Raw genomic sequence first — 16,078 nt, 5'->3', positions numbered from 1 at the left:
TTGTTTCTCCCTTTTCAATAAATTAATGGTTAACTTTAATAACGCCTTTGATAATTTCGCGTTTATTGTTGACTGACTCATCAAACGCGCGCTGAACATCTTCATAATCATAAATATGTGTCACCATCGACTTGACATCGAAACGCCCGGAGGAAATGGCTTCAATAGTGACCGGATAGCGGTTGGCGTAGCGAAAAACGGTCTGAATGGAGACTTCACGGTTAATTTTGAGGAAATTAATCGCCGAATCACCGGGAACCGTCCCAACGATCATGATTTTCCCGCCGCGCATCACCAGGTACGGAGCCTGCTTAACGGTGATCGCCGAGCCGGCAGTTTCAAAAACAATGTCAGCCCCCATATCGCCGGAGAACTGCTGACAGCGGGCAACGGTGTCCTCTTTCGCTCCGTTGATCACCGTCGTCGCACCAAGCTGCTCGGCCATGGCCAGACGTTTTTCCAAAACATCAACAACGGCGATGTCGGTAGCACCCAAACATTTACAGGCTTGCAGGGTCATTAAACCAATACAGCCCGCCCCCAGAATGACAATTTTCTTGCCCGGTTTAACGTCTGCCAGCATTGCGGCATGCATCCCTACCGCCGCAGGCTCTACCAGCGCGCCTTCCATGGTGTCCATGTTATCGGGCAGCTTGTAAGTGAAGCTCTCCGGATGGCACAGATAGTGGGTTAGCGCGCCGCGATAATTAGGCTGCGTGGCCATAAAGTCGACATCAGGACAGATGTTGTATTTGCCCTCCAGACAGTAGCGGCAGTGACCGCACGGCACGCCGGGTTCAATGTTCACCCGGTCGCCCGGTTTAAATTTACTGACGCGGTTTCCTACCGCCACCACCGTACCGGCACATTCATGTCCGAGGCCAATTTCCTGGTTTGGGTCTTTTGGCGGAATAAAGGGACCTGATTCGAAACCGTGAACATCTGAACCGCAAATACCTACATATTCAATTTTGATCAGTACTTCATGCTCTTTGGGTACCGGGATATCGGCGGCAATAATTTTCATCGTGCCCGGCGTTTTTAATATCGCTTTTGAATTTTTCATTTTATTTCCCCATCAATATTATTTGCTGGTAACTGCATCAATACCGAGGCTTTCGACAGAGACGCCTTTGGTTTCAATTCCGATGGTAGCAATGGCGACAGCGACAATAATGGAGACCGCACCCAGCAGGACAAACACCCCCGTTACGCCATAACCGTTAAGCAATACCGCGACCGCATAAGGCGCGGCGATACCGCTGATACGCCCTACCGCATTCGCCAGACCAGAACCGCGAAGTTTCGCTTCGGTCGGCCATATTTCCGGTACATACACTGCCGAAGCGTAGCAAACGTACATATAGACAAAAGTAATCAGGAAGAAGCCAATTAGCGTAATCAGCAGCATGCTGGTTTGCAGCGAGTAGATATATCCCAGCACGGCGATTAATACTAATAAGCCCACTCCCATGGTCTTTCTGGGAATTTTATCCATCACCAGCATGGCGATAAAAATCCCAAACGGCGCACCGAACATACTCATGGTATTTAAAACAATGGAATCTTTCAGGTTAATACCCTGAGTCATAAATATGGTCGGCAGCCAGTTAATTAAGGTGTACTGCACAACGTTCATGGCAATCAGGACAAAGGAACCTAAAATAACGCGCTTCAGTAACACACCCGTTAATAAGGCCGAATAAGGTACCGTGCGCGGGGCTTTGCCATCATCTTCAATTACCACAGGCGGCAGCGGCTTGCCGGTCTGCTGAACAACCCCTTCTTCAATGGCCCGCATCACTTTTTCAGCTTCAGCGTAGCGTCCGCGGGATTCCAGCCAGCGGGGCGACTCAGGGAACCAGCGCCAGGCAATAACGGTCGCCACCAGCGACAGTACGGCCGGGATCAGCAACTGCACGCGCCAGTTCCATTCGGCGCTGATTAACGGCGTCAATCCCATCGCGATCAGCGAACAGAGCGGATAAGACCAGTTGCCGATAAACGAGACCCGGCTTGACCAGGTACCGCGATTCCTGCCGGGCATATATTCGGTGAACCCGGCAAACAGAGTCACCAGCAGCGCACCTAATCCCACCCCCATCACAAAACGGCAGGCAATAAGGAAGGTCATATTTGGCGAAAACGCCCCCACGACCATGGCGATAATATGAATCGCTTCATACAGGATAAAGGCATTTTTGCGCCCGGTTTTATCCCCGATAATTCCCCCGGCAAGCGCGCCGAGAAACATTCCCGCCGTCGTAATGGCGGAAAACGTAGCGGTGGTGGAATTATCGGTCCAGCCAAGTTCTTTTAACTGCGCGAGAATTAACCCGCCGACGGCATTACTCCAGCACACCAGTAATCCAAAGGCGACCATGGCAAACATCGACGAATGCCAGCGGCAGTCAGGCAGCCTGTCCAGCCTGGCGCCGCAGTGCGGTTTTGCTATCTGTTCCATCCGGGAACCTTCCTTTAATAAATGGAGTTATTCATCAAAGTCATAAGTCATGATCACTTTAATCGCGGTTTTATCGACCATGGCGTCAAAGCCTTCGCGCCATTGCGACAGGCCGATACGGTGAGTGATCATCGGTTTAACTTTGATCGCGCCGCTGGCCAGCAGGCGGATGGCGTTGCGCCAGGACGTGGAGTCATAGGCCATATGACCAATGATGCTTTTGTTCCACGCGGTGATGTCGTTGATGGAGAAATCGAGAGGTTTAAAGCCCATGCCAACGCGAACGACTTCACCATTTGGGCGCAGCATTTCGATCGATTGTTTAAGGGCGATATTGGCACCGGAGCATTCGATGACCAGCCCCAGATTGTCTTTACCGCAGATTTCCTGGCAGCGCGCGACCACATCTTCGGTGGAACCGTTGACAACCGCAGTCGCCCCCAGCTCTTTGGCGATCGGGAAGCGTACGGCGACGTCCTCTTCCAGCCCGACCATCACGATATTGACGGCCCCCATAATGCGCGCCATCTGGACCGAAAAGAGTCCCAATGGACCGGTGCCGAAAACCACAACGTCCTGGCCGGGAAGGAATTTGGATTGCTGAGCGATAGATTTGTAGGCGTTACAGATAGGATCCAGCACCGCCGCTTCTTCATAATCAACGCCTTGTGGGATTTCCCACAGCGCATGGCGGTGAATTTTGAGGATTTCCCCCGGCACCAGGCAATATTTCGAGAACCCTCCGCCCCATATGTTGTTGTCGAGACCTAAGTTCACTTTTTCTGTACAACACAGAAAATCGCCTTGTTCGCAGGCTGGGCAAACGCCGCAGACATGTCCACTATTGTCAGAAACCACCCGCTGACCGACTTTCCAGTCCTTAACTTTGTCGCCAACGCGGACAATTTTACCGGCGAACTCATGGCCGCGGATGGAGTTAAACTGATCGGATCCGCTATCAACATTGTAGTGTTTCATGTCCGCGCCGCAGATAGCCGCCGCTTTGATTTCAATCACGATGTCATCCGGGCCACAAACCGGTTCCGGTACATCAATCATCTTATAGCCGCCAAAGGCCTTGCCAAATCTTGCCAGTGCTTTCATTGAATTTTCCTTTGTGTTTAGTTTTACATCAGTGGTCATCATACTTATCCATATAATTTTTGAGGTCAACATCAAATCTTTACAACGCAGATAAAATTCTGTATTTCACAACTCAGATCACAAATAAGTGCAACGATGAACTGAAAAACAAAGGAACATGGCAGCCGCTTCGCTAAAGTGACGTGAACCCCTTCGCATTTTTCCTGTTATGAAACTGTTATCCTACAAGAGCTGTTTTTTTCGCCACGCCATTTCCGTGGTGTGTTTGCTTTTTTAATTGTCAAAGAGGAACTCCGATGAAACTTTTGCCTTTGTTGGCAGCATTACCCCTGCTCTGTGCCAGCGTTGTTTCCGCTAACTCACTGATGTCTGTCGGCTACTTCAACGGCGGCGGCGACGTCACTGCCGGTCCTGGCGGCGATATCGACAAACTGGATGTTCGCCAGATAACCCACCTGAACTACTCATTTGGCCTGATCTATAACAACGAGAAGGACGAAACCAATGACGCGCTAAAAGATGCCAGTAAGCTGCATCAAATTTGGCTTTCAGAAAAAGTGCAGTCTGATCTGCATAAGATCCCGGAATTGCGTAAACAGAACCCGAATCTTAAAGTTCTGCTTTCCGTTGGTGGTTGGGGGGCGCGTGGATTCTCAGGCGCTGCGGCCACAAAAGAATCCCGGGCGGTATTTATTCAGTCGGTGCAAGACATCATTGCGAAATATGGCCTGGATGGTATCGACCTCGACTGGGAGTATCCGGTAAACGGTGCATGGGGGTTAGTTGAAAGTAAACCGACCGATCGTGCAAACTTTACTACGCTGCTGAAGGAGTTACGTGCCGCAGTGGGCCATAAAAAACTGGTGACCATCGCAGTCGGTGCAAACGCTGAAAGCCCGAAAAGCTGGGTAGACGTCAAAGCCATTGCGCCATTGCTCGACTACATCAATCTGATGACCTACGATATGGCTTACGGTACTCAGTACTTCAACTCAAACCTGTACGATTCGACAGCGTGGCCAACGGTCGCCGAAGCGGATAAGTACAGCGCCGATTTTGTCGTCAATAACTACCTCGCAGCAGGGCTAAAGCCCGCTCAGATGAACCTGGGTATTGGGTTCTACGGTCGCGTGCCTAAACGCGCCGTTGAGCCAGGGATTGACTGGAGCAAACCCGACGCACAGAAAAATCCAGCCACTCAGCCCTATTTTGAGCCACAGCAAATAGCGTTGTTCAAATCACTGGGCGTTGATCTGACCAAAGACACCTATGTGAAGTACAACGACATTGTGGCGAAGCTCATCAACGATCCACAAAAACGCTTTACCCAACACTGGGATGATGAAGCAAAAGTGCCGTGGTTGTCGGTGCAGTCTGCCGACGGAAAAGCACTTTTCGCCCTCTCCTACGAAAACCCGCGTTCTGTTGCCATCAAAGCGGACTACATCAAAAGCAAGGGACTGGGAGGCGCTATGTTCTGGGAGTATGGTGCGGATGATAAAAACCAGTTAGCGAAGCAGTTGGCCGATTCGTTGGGTATCAAACACTGATCCCAACGCTTGCCACAATAGGTTATGATTATCGCAATCCGCTGCGCCATTCTCTGGCGCAGCTTTTCATCTTCTACTGGAGGCATGAGCTGGTATGGCTTTCATCCCTAAAAATTACGCCCGTCTGGAAGTCGGTTATCGGGAAAAGGCACTTAAGCTCTTTCCCTGGGTCTGTGGACGTTGTTCCCGCGAGTTCGTGTACTCAAATCTGCGCGAATTGACCGTACACCATATCGATCACGACCACTCTAACAACCCGGAAGATGGTAGCAACTGGGAGATGTTGTGCCTGTACTGCCACGATCATGAGCATTCCAAATATACGGAAGCGGACCAGTATGGTTCAACAGTGGTTGCCGGAGAAGATGCGCAGAAGACCGTCGGCGAAGCGAAATATAATCCGTTTGCTGACCTTAAAGCGATGATGAACAAAAAGTAGCCTACTGCATATGCCCGGCATAAACGCTCACCGGGCATTTATCATCAGGATTTAAACGTCGCAATCGGCTCAGGCGTAATGCCAAACTCCACTTTTAGTTGCTGCTTACTCTTCATCACCATCTCACCGTTGGTATCGATAGTCATGTGTTGCGCATTCGTGTTGTTACGTGCCTGCCATAACATCACCAGTTGCAAACTGTTCTCTTTTTGTTCTGCGGTCAGCGCGACGCCATCCGGCCATTTTCCCAGTTCAACGGCTGTCGATAAGCGCTGATAAACTTCCGGCGTCATGCTGTCGATCATCTCATCAAGATTCATGTTAAATCCACTCTCCGTAGAATAATTAGCTGAATCGTTTCTTCAGCCTTTCGTTTGCTCACCGTTTTCGCCGTCTGTGAAGTTCAATGACGCTGAATTAACGCAGTAGCGCTCGCCTGTGGGCTGAGGCCCATCCGGAAAGACATGCCCGAGATGCGCATCACAGTTTCCACAGCGGATTTCAATGCGCTGCATGCCATGAGACGTGTCTTTTATGTAACGGATAGCCTCTTCGCTCACCGGCTCGTAAAAGCTAGGCCAGCCGCAGCCAGAATCGTATTTTGTCTCTGAACGAAACAAGGGATTATCGCAGATAAGACAGTGGTAGATGCCATCACGCTTATTGTGCAGCAAACGCCCGGTAAATGGCGGTTCTGTCCCATGATTTTGTGTCACGTAAAACTGCATTTCGGACAAATTTTTTTTCAGTTCTTCTGGGGAAGGTTGCTTAGCCATTTGCTCACATCTCGCTTTATCTAAACTCACATCGCGAGACAGATTCTAACAAAACATTAACACCGTAGTGCGAACTTTTGTTCTAAACTTGATCCGTGCGAAATGGCAGCCCAAGAATCGTGATCAACATCACGTTTTTATCTTGATTGCCCTTTAAAATTCGGGCCGCCGCCCCCATGTGGTTTCAAGCCCAAAGGAAGAGTGAGGCGAGTCAGTTGCGCAAAGCTTAAGCAGCAGTTTGATTTGTCGCAATGATTGACACGATTCCGCTTGACGCTGCGTAAGGTTTTTGTAATTTTACAGGCAACCTTTTATTCACTAACAAATAGCTGGTGGAATATATGACTATCAAAGTAGGTATCAACGGTTTTGGCCGTATCGGTCGCATTGTTTTCCGTGCTGCTCAAGAACGTTCTGACATCGAGATCGTTGCAATCAACGACCTGTTAGACGCTGACTACATGGCTTACATGCTGAAATATGACTCCACTCACGGCCGTTTCAACGGTACCGTTGAAGTGAAAGACGGTCATCTGATCGTAAACGGTAAAAAAATCCGTGTTACCGCTGAACGTGATCCGGCTAACCTGAAATGGGACGAAGTTGGTGTTGACGTAGTAGCTGAAGCTACTGGCCTGTTCCTGACAGATGAAACCGCTCGTAAGCACATCACTGCTGGCGCGAAAAAAGTTGTTCTGACTGGTCCTTCCAAAGACAACACTCCGATGTTTGTTAAAGGCGCTAACTTTGACAAATACGAAGGCCAGGACATCGTTTCTAACGCTTCCTGCACCACTAACTGCCTGGCTCCGCTGGCCAAAGTTATCAACGACAACTTCGGCATCATCGAAGGTCTGATGACGACTGTTCACGCGACCACCGCTACTCAGAAAACCGTTGATGGCCCGTCTCACAAAGACTGGCGCGGCGGCCGCGGCGCATCCCAGAACATCATCCCGTCCTCTACCGGTGCTGCTAAAGCTGTAGGTAAAGTACTGCCAGAACTGAATGGCAAACTGACTGGTATGGCGTTCCGCGTTCCGACCCCGAACGTATCTGTTGTTGACCTGACCGTTCGTCTGGAAAAAGCTGCTTCTTACGAAGAAATTAAGAAAGCAATCAAAGCTGCTTCCGAAGGCCCGATGAAAGGCGTTCTGGGTTACACCGAAGACGACGTTGTATCTACCGATTTCAACGGCGAAGTTTGCACTTCCGTGTTCGATGCTAAAGCAGGTATCGCTCTGAACGACAACTTCGTGAAACTGGTTTCCTGGTACGACAACGAAACTGGCTACTCCAACAAAGTTCTGGATCTGATTGCTCACATCTCCAAATAAGTTGAGATGAGACAGTAATCTGTAAGAGCGACTCAGGTCGCTCTTTTTTTTGCCCGAAGATACCCGTCATACTTCAAATTGCAGGTGTGTTGGCTACGCTCTCTCACCCGAATCACTTACTACAGTAAGCTCATCGGGGGTTCGTTCACTTGCCGCCGTCCTGCAACTCGAAATATTTAGGGTTAAAAAGGATTGCGTAATGATTAATAAAATTTTTGCACTTCCAGTAATCGAACAAATTACCCCTGTCCTCTCCCGCCGCCAGCTTGATGAGCTGGAGGTTATTGTTGTCGATCACCCTCAGGTTAAAGCCTCTTTCGCACTGCAGGGCGCACACCTTCTGTCCTGGAAACCAAACGGCGAAGATGACGTTCTCTGGTTAAGTAATAACACGCCGTTTAAAACTGGTGTGGCGCTGCGGGGTGGCGTACCGATTTGTTGGCCGTGGTTTGGCCCGGCGGCTCAGCAAGGTCTACCTTCTCACGGCTTCGCGCGTAACCTGCCCTGGACGCTGAAGGCGCATAACGAAGATGACAACGGCGTGGTTCTGACGTTTGAGTTGCAAAGCAACGCTGAAACGCGTCAGCTTTGGCCACACGACTTTACCCTGCTTGCCCGCTTTAAAGTCGGCGCAACCTGTGAAATCGAGCTGGAAGCCCACGGCGAGTTTGAAACTACCTCCGCACTGCATACCTACTTCAACGTGGGTGATATTGCCGCAGTGAAAGTCAGTGGTCTTGGCGACCGCCTGATCGATAAAGTGAACGATGCGAAAGAAGATGTGCTGGCCGATGGTATCCAGACCTTCCCGGATCGTACTGACCGCGTTTATCTGAACCCGGAAGCATGCAGCGTCATCCATGATGGTTCGCTCAAGCGTAATATCGATGTCGTGCACCACCACCATCTGAACGTTGTGGGTTGGAACCCGGGTCCGGCGCTGTCGGTCAGCATGGGTGATATGCCGGACGATGGCTACAAAACGTTTGTTTGCGTAGAAACAGCGTACGCAACCGCACCGCAGAAAACCACGGAAGAGAAACCTTCTCGTCTGGCGCAAACTATTCGTGTTGCGAAACGATAAGATTTTGCCTGTTACCTGATGGCGACTTATCCGGCCTGCTGACGCATTGCATAGGCCGGATAAGAAAAGTAAACATCGCTATCAGGCCATATCCAGCGCTGTTTTGCCTGCTGGGGCAGGCCATGCCTTATCTAATAACCTTAACTCATCAGTAGAAAGCGTTATCTCTAACGCAGCCGCATTCTGTTCGACATGCGCCACACTCGCCGCTTTTGGAATCGCGATCACGCCCGGTTGACGAATAACCCATGCCAGCAGGATCTGGGCGGCACTGGCATCATGTGCACGTGCTATGTCGTTAATCACCGAATGAGTGAACAGACCACTGCGCAACCGTCCTGCCTGTGCCAACGGACTATAGGCCATAACCGGCATCCGCTGTTGCTGACACCATGGCAGCAGGTCATATTCAATGCCGCGCGACGCTAAATGATATAGCACCTGGTTAGTGGCGCATTGCCGTCCACCCGCAACCTGCCATAGCGCCTGCATCTCGTCATAATCAAGATTTGAAACACCCCATCGACGAATTTTCCCCTGAGCGATGAGTTTTTCCATGGCGCTGACGGTTTCTTCATAAGTAAAGTCACCCGTCCAGTGCAGCAAATAGAGATCCAGATAGTCGGTTTTCAGCCGGCGCAGACTGCCTTCACAGGCAGCAATCGCTTTCTGGCCACCAGCATTCCATGGATAAACTTTTGAAACCAAAAATGCACCATCGCGCCGTCCCGCTAATGCTTCGCCAACAATCTCTTCTGCTGCACCATCAGCATACATTTCAGCCGTATCAATCAGGCGCAGCCCCAGATCCAGGCCAGCCTGCAACGCCGAGACTTCATCACAGCGACAGTGCGGCCTCTCCCCCATGTTCCATGTTCCCTGCCCTATAGCAGGAAGTGAAACCTGCTCGGTAAACATCACCTGTTTTACTGTCATAGTTCCCCCCCGAGTACATGCACCACAGTAAAGCAAAACACGGGTGATGTGTCCTGTGATGGTGCACAAATTGCACCATCTTCGTTTGGAGGGTTCGTCGTTAATCAGATGCAATAAAAAACCCGGGAACAGTATTTATTCCCGGGCTTAGACAGATAACTTGTTAGTTGTGCAGAGATTATTTTAAACGGCCTAAATATTTACCTTCTTGCATGGCGTTTATTTTTCCATTCTTATATACAATAACCGAAATCAAGCCTGCACTGTAGGTTTGCGCATCTGCATTATTTTCATCATTTGCTGCCGGGCTACCATTAATATAGGCAATGCCATCGGTGCCACGTTTAAAATCAACTCCCAGTTTCTTTACATGTATGGGTTTTACCGTACTGGCGTTAACCGGAGCATTCGCTTCGCTAACCATGGTTTTATGATCATGTTGTAACTGGCGGCGGTAAGCCTCGCTAATAGCATGAGCAGGTGCAACAGTTGATGCCACCAGCGCAGCGATAATAATTAATTTTCTCATGAGGAAAACCTTAATATTTATTGTGATTATGATGATGACTGGAGTTACCATCATTTGTGCTGTACAGGCTCTGTGCATTTTCCATAGCCTGTTTTTCCGCTGCAGCATTAATTGTAGCCTGACGATTCTGCTCAGCAACGTAGCATGCGTCCCGACTGACGCCCTTGTTCTCACAGTCATTCATGCGAGAGGCCTCGGTAGAACAACCCGCCAGAACCCCGCCCATCACAGCTATCGTGATTAACTTTTTCATTATCTATACCAGGTTTATTCTCAAAAAACCTTCATCGCAGATTATATTTCTGCAAGGAAGAATTACTCTCGCTACTTTTTAAGTTTGAGTAATATCTGCAATAGAATATTTAATGTCAATTTTAATTTTTTCAGATAATTACCTAAAGAATGTAAAATAAAAATTAAACGCTTTGATTTTTACTTTTCACATGAAAGATGACTTTCATGGTTAAGTTAGACGCTCAAAATAATTGTCAGATATTTGCAACACCCCTTGCAAGGTTAATTGAGGTCCAGGCGTCATAACAAAACAGTGCATTTTCAATATATTGCCGCAGTAGATTTTGTTAGTCGCTAACGATGATGGGTTCTGGGACACCTGTATTTCTTACTCTGGAAGAAAATCGATATCAAACTAATTAAATAATACGTTCCTTTTTGGTAACTACACCAGGTAAAACACGTTAATTATTCGTTACAGCAGCGCATAAGGCAGAATCAGCAGAAATCGTGAATTCTCATGCTTTAGATCAACATTCATTCCCGTCAGGCATAAAAAAGCCCGCATAACGCGGGCTCATGTTCAGCATTGGAAATGCATCAGAACTTATAGGTGATACCCGTTGAGATCAGACCCGTCCAGGATTTGTCTACCATCGGGCTGTCTGTCACTTCATCAGACAAACGGGTGTAACGCGCAGTGCCGTACACGCTCCAGTCGCCTAAGAAATTATAGTTGGCGCTGAGTTCAAGGTACGGGTTCCAGCTGCTTTCAGGATCGTAGCTGCGTAAACCACTGCGAGACGATTCGTGGCGCGATACACCATAGTAGTACTGGTTCTGGTTTTCGCTGTTCCACTCAACACCAATCCCCGGTGTCAGCGTCAGGCCTCCGTTGGTATAACGGTACAGCCATGCCAGATCCCATACGATACCATTACTGTTATCCAGTGCGTCTCCCGCGAGGCTGGTACGCAGGAAACCATATTGCGTGTTATGCACGTAAGAAAGCCCGGCCATCATGGTGCTCTTACGTTTATCAAGATTGCGCAGACGGCTATCGTCGCTGTCGCCCGGCTTGAAGTACAGTGGCGACCAGTACGCCATCACAGATAATTTATCTGTATTGTCATTCCACAGGTAGTAACCGCCGCCCAGACCACGGAACCAGAAGTTGTCGCTTTCATAGGTCACAACAGGGACCGGGTAAACGTCACTATCGTAGTTTTTGTAAGGGTGTTCAACCACACCAACGCCTGCGCCCAGCGTCAGGTTGCTTTCTGCTTGCGCGACGCTCGCGGATGTGGCAATAAGCACGCCAAGTGCCAGAAGTTTGAGTTTGGTCACAATCCATAATTCCTTATTCAAATGTTTAGCGACGAAAGTGTAACCGCCAATACGCTTCAGCCCAACTATTTTACGTATTACCTGCCCAATGTAACCCCCTAATTTCTCAACGAGTGATGACATTTTGCTTGCAGTACGGTGAACAGCACATGAATTCAGCCCCATTTCTTTACATAACATGTGCTTTTTTTGCTGATGAGTTATTGATATGCCATTGAAATTCATTTGCGCGTGCAGGCAAGTTTTGCAAATGCCATCTACGCTTAAATTTAGAAGGTGTATCACCGAATACGTTGATCTCCTGACCATCGAAATGGCATGAGAGTTGCTTATTTTTTCAGCAGCGACGTCGTTCAGTTTACCTCTTCAGGGGCCTCTACTATTCATATGAACGGCTCTTAACATGTGCTAAAAAACGAAAGGACGGCATACCATGAATATATTCGATCACTATCGCCAGCGTTATGAAGCTGCCAAGGACGAAGAGTTCACGCTGCAGGAGTTTCTTACCACTTGTCGGCAAGATCGCAGTGCTTATGCCAACGCGGCAGAGCGGCTATTAATGGCTATTGGTGAGCCTGTCATGGTTGACACTGCCCACGAACCTCGACTTTCTCGACTCTTTTCGAATCGGGTGATTGCACGTTATCCCGCTTTTGAAGAGTTTTACGGCATGGAAGACGCAATTGAACAGATTGTTTCTTATCTGAAGCATGCGGCTCAGGGGCTGGAAGAGAAGAAGCAGATCCTGTATCTGCTGGGGCCGGTGGGAGGGGGGAAATCATCGCTTGCAGAGCGACTGAAGTCGCTGATGCAAAGGGTGCCCATTTATGTCCTCAGCGCCAATGGTGAACGTAGCCCGGTTAACGATCATCCGTTATGCCTGTTTAATCCGCAGGAAGATGCACAGATCCTGGAGAAAGAGTATGGGGTCCCGCGTCGCTATCTCGGTACGATCATGTCGCCGTGGGCTGCGAAGCGTTTGCATGATTTCGGCGGGGACATCACTAAATTCCGTGTCGTCAAAGTCTGGCCGTCTATTCTGGAGCAAATCGCCATCGCTAAAACCGAGCCTGGTGATGAAAACAACCAGGACATTTCCGCTCTGGTCGGGAAAGTGGATATTCGTAAACTCGAACACCATGCGCAGAACGATCCTGATGCCTACGGCTACTCAGGTGCGTTGTGCCGCTCCAACCAGGGGATTATGGAATTCGTAGAGATGTTTAAAGCACCGATTAAAGTGCTGCATCCTCTGCTGACTGCTACCCAGGAAGGAAACTACAACGGGACAGAAGGTATCTCTGCCCTGCCGTTTAACGGCATTATTCTCGCCCACTCGAACGAATCTGAATGGGTGACGTTCCGCAACAACAAAAACAACGAAGCCTTCCTCGACCGTGTATACATCGTGAAGGTCCCGTATTGCTTACGTATATCTGAAGAGATCAAGATCTACGAAAAACTGCTTAACCACAGTGAGTTGACCCATGCACCTTGTGCACCGGGCACGCTGGAAACACTCTCTCGCTTCACTATTCTCTCGCGTCTGAAAGAACCTGAAAACTCGAGCATATATTCGAAGATGCGCGTTTATGACGGTGAAAGCCTGAAGGATACCGATCCTAAAGCAAAATCGTATCAGGAGTACCGGGATTACGCCGGAGTTGATGAGGGGATGAACGGTCTGTCCACGCGTTTCGCGTTTAAGATCCTCTCCCGCGTGTTCAACTTTGACCATGCCGAAGTCGCAGCAAACCCAGTGCATCTGTTCTATGTGCTTGAGCAGCAAATCGAGCGTGAGCAATTCCCGCAGGAGCAGGCTGAACGTTACCTTGAGTTCCTGAAGGGCTATTTGATCCCGAAATACGCCGAGTTTATTGGTAAAGAGATCCAGACGGCTTACCTTGAGTCCTATTCAGAGTATGGACAGAACATTTTCGATCGTTATGTTACCTATGCGGATTTTTGGATTCAGGATCAGGAGTACCGCGACCCGGATACCGGTCAGCTGTTCGATCGCGAGTCACTGAACTCCGAACTGGAGAAAATTGAGAAACCGGCGGGTATCAGTAACCCGAAAGACTTCCGTAACGAGATCGTCAACTTTGTTCTGCGTGCCAGAGCAAACAACAGCGGTCGCAATCCAAACTGGACCAGTTACGAAAAACTGCGCACGGTTATTGAGAAGAAAATGTTCTCGAATACCGAAGAGTTGCTGCCGGTCATTTCGTTTAACGCTAAAACCTCGACTGACGAGCAGAAAAAGCACGACGATTTTGTCGACCGTATGATGGAAAAAGGCTATACGCGTAAACAGGTACGTTTACTGTGCGAATGGTATTTGCGCGTACGGAAATCGTCTTAACATCAGTGCCCGGTGGCGCATGCGCTTACCGGGCTTGCAAAATAATGTTCCGTAGGCCGGATAGCGCCAGCGCCATCCGGCACTTACAGACATGGCGAACAGTTGGCAGTACGGGGGGCATATGACCTGGTTTATTGACCGGCGTCTTAACGGCAAGAACAAGAGCACGGTAAACCGCCAACGCTTCTTGCGCCGTTATAAATCGCAAATTAAACAGTCGATCTCCGAGGCCATTAACAAGCGTTCGGTGACCGACGTAGATAGCGGCGAATCTGTCTCTATTCCGACCGATGATATTAGCGAACCGATGTTTCATCAGGGGCGTGGTGGCCTGCGTCATCGCGTGCATCCGGGTAACGATCATTTTGTACAGAATGACCGTATCGAACGTCCGCAGGGGGGCGGCGGTGGTTCAGGAAGCGGACAAGGCCAGGCCAGTCAGGATGGAGAGGGTCAGGATGAGTTCGTCTTTCAGATATCTAAAGATGAATATCTTGATCTGCTGTTCGAAGATTTAGCGCTCCCTAACCTGAAGCAGAATCAGCAGCGTCAGTTAACGGAGTTTAAAACGCACCGTGCAGGATTTACCTCCAACGGTGTGCCCGCCAACATCAGCGTGGTGCGCTCCTTGCAAAACTCACTGGCGCGCCGCACAGCAATGACGGCGGGTAAACGTCGTGAGCTGCATGCGCTTGAGGCCGATCTGGAAACCATCGCCAAAAGTGAACCCGCGCAGTTGCTGGAAGAAGAGCGATTACGCAAAGAAATTGCTGAATTACGGGCAAAAATTGAGCGCGTACCGTTTATTGATACCTTTGATTTGCGCTACAAGAATTATGAGAAACGACCCGATCCTTCCAGCCAGGCCGTGATGTTCTGCCTGATGGATGTCTCTGGCTCAATGGACCAGTCGACTAAAGATATGGCAAAACGGTTTTATATCCTGCTGTATCTGTTCTTAAGCCGCACTTACAAAAATGTGGAGGTTGTCTATATTCGCCATCATACTCAGGCAAAAGAGGTTGATGAACACGAGTTCTTCTACTCTCAGGAAACGGGGGGAACCATCGTTTCCAGCGCCCTGAAGTTAATGGATGAAGTGGTAAAAGATCGCTACAACCCTGCCCAGTGGAATATCTATGCCGCTCAGGCATCGGATGGCGATAACTGGGCGGATGACTCACCACTGTGTCATGAAATTTTGGCGAAAAAGCTGCTGCCGGTGGTGCGATATTATAGCTATATTGAAATCACCCGACGTGCACACCAGACCCTGTGGCGTGAGTATGAGCATCTGCAATCTACCTTTGATAACTTTGCGATGCAGCATATCCGCGACCAGGATGATATTTATCCGGTTTTCCGCGAGCTGTTCCATAAGCAAAGTGCTACCAGCAATAGTTAGCGCTTAGTAACGTAAAAAATCAGCCAGTTTTCATCTCTGGCTGATTTTTTCTTGCCGGGTGCGGTGCGTTCCGTTCATGCGTAAAATGGCGCTACATTCTCTCCACCAGCGGATAGAAGTCTTTATTTTCCCGTTGCATACGCTCATACACTTTACGCAAAACAATGTTGGCATCACGTCTGAACGCGTCATCGTTGCCCATCAACTTACTGGCAATATTCCAGCGGCGGGAGAAAACCTCATATTCACTAACGATGTCCGCCATTTCACGCTTAAATTGTGTGCTAACTTGCCGAAGTACGTTATTACCATCTTGCTCAATATGCGGATAAAGGAACTGATCTTCAGCAGATAAATGCGTTTTAATGATCGCGCTCATGCTCACAATCGCAGTAGCGATTTCCTGAGCATTGGCTGAGACGCCAGCGAGGCTTAACTTACGCAAGAATGATATTTTTTCCAGTATATCAACATGCTGACTTTTCATTTTATCAATATTCATCCG

16 protein-coding genes are annotated in these 16,078 nt (G+C 49.1%); 6 read left to right on the top strand and 10 right to left on the bottom strand.

Features of this window, described 5'->3' with window-relative positions:
* Nucleotides 1-22: 22 nt before the first annotated feature.
* The 3 genes from QMN38_RS01840 to QMN38_RS01830 are packed head-to-tail and all read right to left on the bottom strand — an operon-like array spanning nucleotide 23 to nucleotide 3,568.
* On the bottom strand, nucleotides 23-1,066 hold the full coding sequence (locus QMN38_RS01840) for an NAD(P)-dependent alcohol dehydrogenase (RefSeq protein WP_003832485.1): 1,044 nt from the start codon (nucleotides 1,064-1,066) through the stop codon (nucleotides 23-25).
* An 18-nt stretch (nucleotides 1,067-1,084) separates the two neighbouring features.
* A complete protein-coding gene (locus tag QMN38_RS01835) occupies nucleotides 1,085-2,464 on the bottom strand; it encodes an MFS transporter (protein WP_271457169.1) in 1,380 nt (459 codons plus the stop codon).
* A 27-nt stretch (nucleotides 2,465-2,491) separates the two neighbouring features.
* The gene (locus QMN38_RS01830) at nucleotides 2,492-3,568 is read right to left on the bottom strand and encodes a zinc-binding dehydrogenase (RefSeq protein WP_323604367.1); all 1,077 of its coding nucleotides are present in this window, start codon (nucleotides 3,566-3,568) and stop codon (nucleotides 2,492-2,494) included.
* 296 nt (nucleotides 3,569-3,864) lie between these two features.
* Here QMN38_RS01830 and chiD point away from each other — a divergent pair, with 296 nt between their 5' ends.
* Nucleotides 3,865-5,118 (top strand): chitinase ChiD, encoded by a 1,254-nt coding sequence (gene chiD / locus QMN38_RS01825; protein ID WP_323604366.1) that lies wholly within the window; start codon nucleotides 3,865-3,867, stop codon nucleotides 5,116-5,118.
* Nucleotides 5,119-5,212: 94 nt separating this feature from the next.
* A complete protein-coding gene (gene yajD / locus QMN38_RS01820; protein ID WP_271454286.1) occupies nucleotides 5,213-5,557 on the top strand; it encodes an HNH nuclease YajD in 345 nt (114 codons plus the stop codon).
* A gap of 44 nt (nucleotides 5,558-5,601) precedes the next feature.
* On the opposite strand, the gene QMN38_RS01815 is transcribed toward yajD, so the two are convergent.
* Both QMN38_RS01815 and msrB read right to left on the bottom strand, forming a co-directional pair.
* Nucleotides 5,602-5,877, bottom strand: coding sequence for a YeaC family protein (locus tag QMN38_RS01815; protein ID WP_271441150.1), 276 nt, complete (start codon nucleotides 5,875-5,877; stop codon nucleotides 5,602-5,604).
* A 42-nt stretch (nucleotides 5,878-5,919) separates the two neighbouring features.
* On the bottom strand, nucleotides 5,920-6,333 hold the full coding sequence (gene msrB, locus QMN38_RS01810; RefSeq protein WP_040233651.1) for a peptide-methionine (R)-S-oxide reductase MsrB: 414 nt from the start codon (nucleotides 6,331-6,333) through the stop codon (nucleotides 5,920-5,922).
* Nucleotides 6,334-6,674: 341 nt separating this feature from the next.
* Between msrB and gapA the strand changes: the two genes are divergently transcribed.
* Together gapA and QMN38_RS01800 are read left to right on the top strand one after the other, a co-directional pair.
* Entirely contained in the window at nucleotides 6,675-7,670 is a 996-nt protein-coding gene (gene gapA / locus QMN38_RS01805; RefSeq protein ID WP_003030697.1) for a glyceraldehyde-3-phosphate dehydrogenase, read from the top strand.
* Nucleotides 7,671-7,869: 199 nt separating this feature from the next.
* A complete protein-coding gene (locus tag QMN38_RS01800) occupies nucleotides 7,870-8,754 on the top strand; it encodes a D-hexose-6-phosphate mutarotase (protein ID WP_323604365.1) in 885 nt (294 codons plus the stop codon).
* 81 nt (nucleotides 8,755-8,835) lie between these two features.
* On the opposite strand, the gene QMN38_RS01795 is transcribed toward QMN38_RS01800, so the two are convergent.
* The 4 genes from QMN38_RS01795 to QMN38_RS01780 all read right to left on the bottom strand — a co-directional run bounded on the left by QMN38_RS01795 (nucleotide 8,836) and on the right by QMN38_RS01780 (nucleotide 11,800).
* Nucleotides 8,836-9,690: an aldo/keto reductase gene (locus tag QMN38_RS01795; protein WP_323604364.1), complete on the bottom strand. Its 855-nt coding sequence runs from the start codon at nucleotides 9,688-9,690 to the stop codon at nucleotides 8,836-8,838.
* Nucleotides 9,691-9,868: 178 nt separating this feature from the next.
* Nucleotides 9,869-10,219 carry a hypothetical protein gene (locus QMN38_RS01790; RefSeq protein ID WP_271449122.1) on the bottom strand — a complete coding sequence of 117 codons (351 nt, stop codon included), beginning with the start codon at nucleotides 10,217-10,219 and terminating at the stop codon, nucleotides 9,869-9,871.
* A 10-nt stretch (nucleotides 10,220-10,229) separates the two neighbouring features.
* Nucleotides 10,230-10,472, bottom strand: a complete 243-nt coding sequence (locus QMN38_RS01785) for a hypothetical protein (protein ID WP_323604363.1) — start codon at nucleotides 10,470-10,472, stop codon at nucleotides 10,230-10,232.
* A gap of 581 nt (nucleotides 10,473-11,053) precedes the next feature.
* Nucleotides 11,054-11,800, bottom strand: coding sequence for a MipA/OmpV family protein (locus tag QMN38_RS01780; RefSeq protein WP_048212595.1), 747 nt, complete (start codon nucleotides 11,798-11,800; stop codon nucleotides 11,054-11,056).
* Between the two features lie 433 nt (nucleotides 11,801-12,233).
* Here QMN38_RS01780 and yeaG point away from each other — a divergent pair, with 433 nt between their 5' ends.
* Together yeaG and QMN38_RS01770 are read left to right on the top strand one after the other, a co-directional pair.
* Entirely contained in the window at nucleotides 12,234-14,168 is a 1,935-nt protein-coding gene (gene yeaG, locus QMN38_RS01775; RefSeq protein WP_005120355.1) for a protein kinase YeaG, read from the top strand.
* A 121-nt stretch (nucleotides 14,169-14,289) separates the two neighbouring features.
* The gene (locus QMN38_RS01770; RefSeq protein WP_137383441.1) at nucleotides 14,290-15,573 is read left to right on the top strand and encodes a YeaH/YhbH family protein; all 1,284 of its coding nucleotides are present in this window, start codon (nucleotides 14,290-14,292) and stop codon (nucleotides 15,571-15,573) included.
* Between the two features lie 91 nt (nucleotides 15,574-15,664).
* Here the strand turns inward: QMN38_RS01770 and QMN38_RS01765 are convergent, their stop codons facing one another.
* Complete coding sequence (locus tag QMN38_RS01765) at nucleotides 15,665-16,075, bottom strand: hemerythrin domain-containing protein (RefSeq protein ID WP_271449124.1); 411 nt, start codon at nucleotides 16,073-16,075, stop codon at nucleotides 15,665-15,667.
* Nucleotides 16,076-16,078 lie beyond the last annotated feature (3 nt).

This window comes from Citrobacter sp. R-1.5.2 (assembly GCF_035064245.1).
Taxonomy (GTDB): Bacteria; Pseudomonadota; Gammaproteobacteria; order Enterobacterales; family Enterobacteriaceae; genus Citrobacter.
Note: the sequence above shows the minus strand (reverse complement) of the source record. Positions and strands in the feature narration are given on the sequence as shown.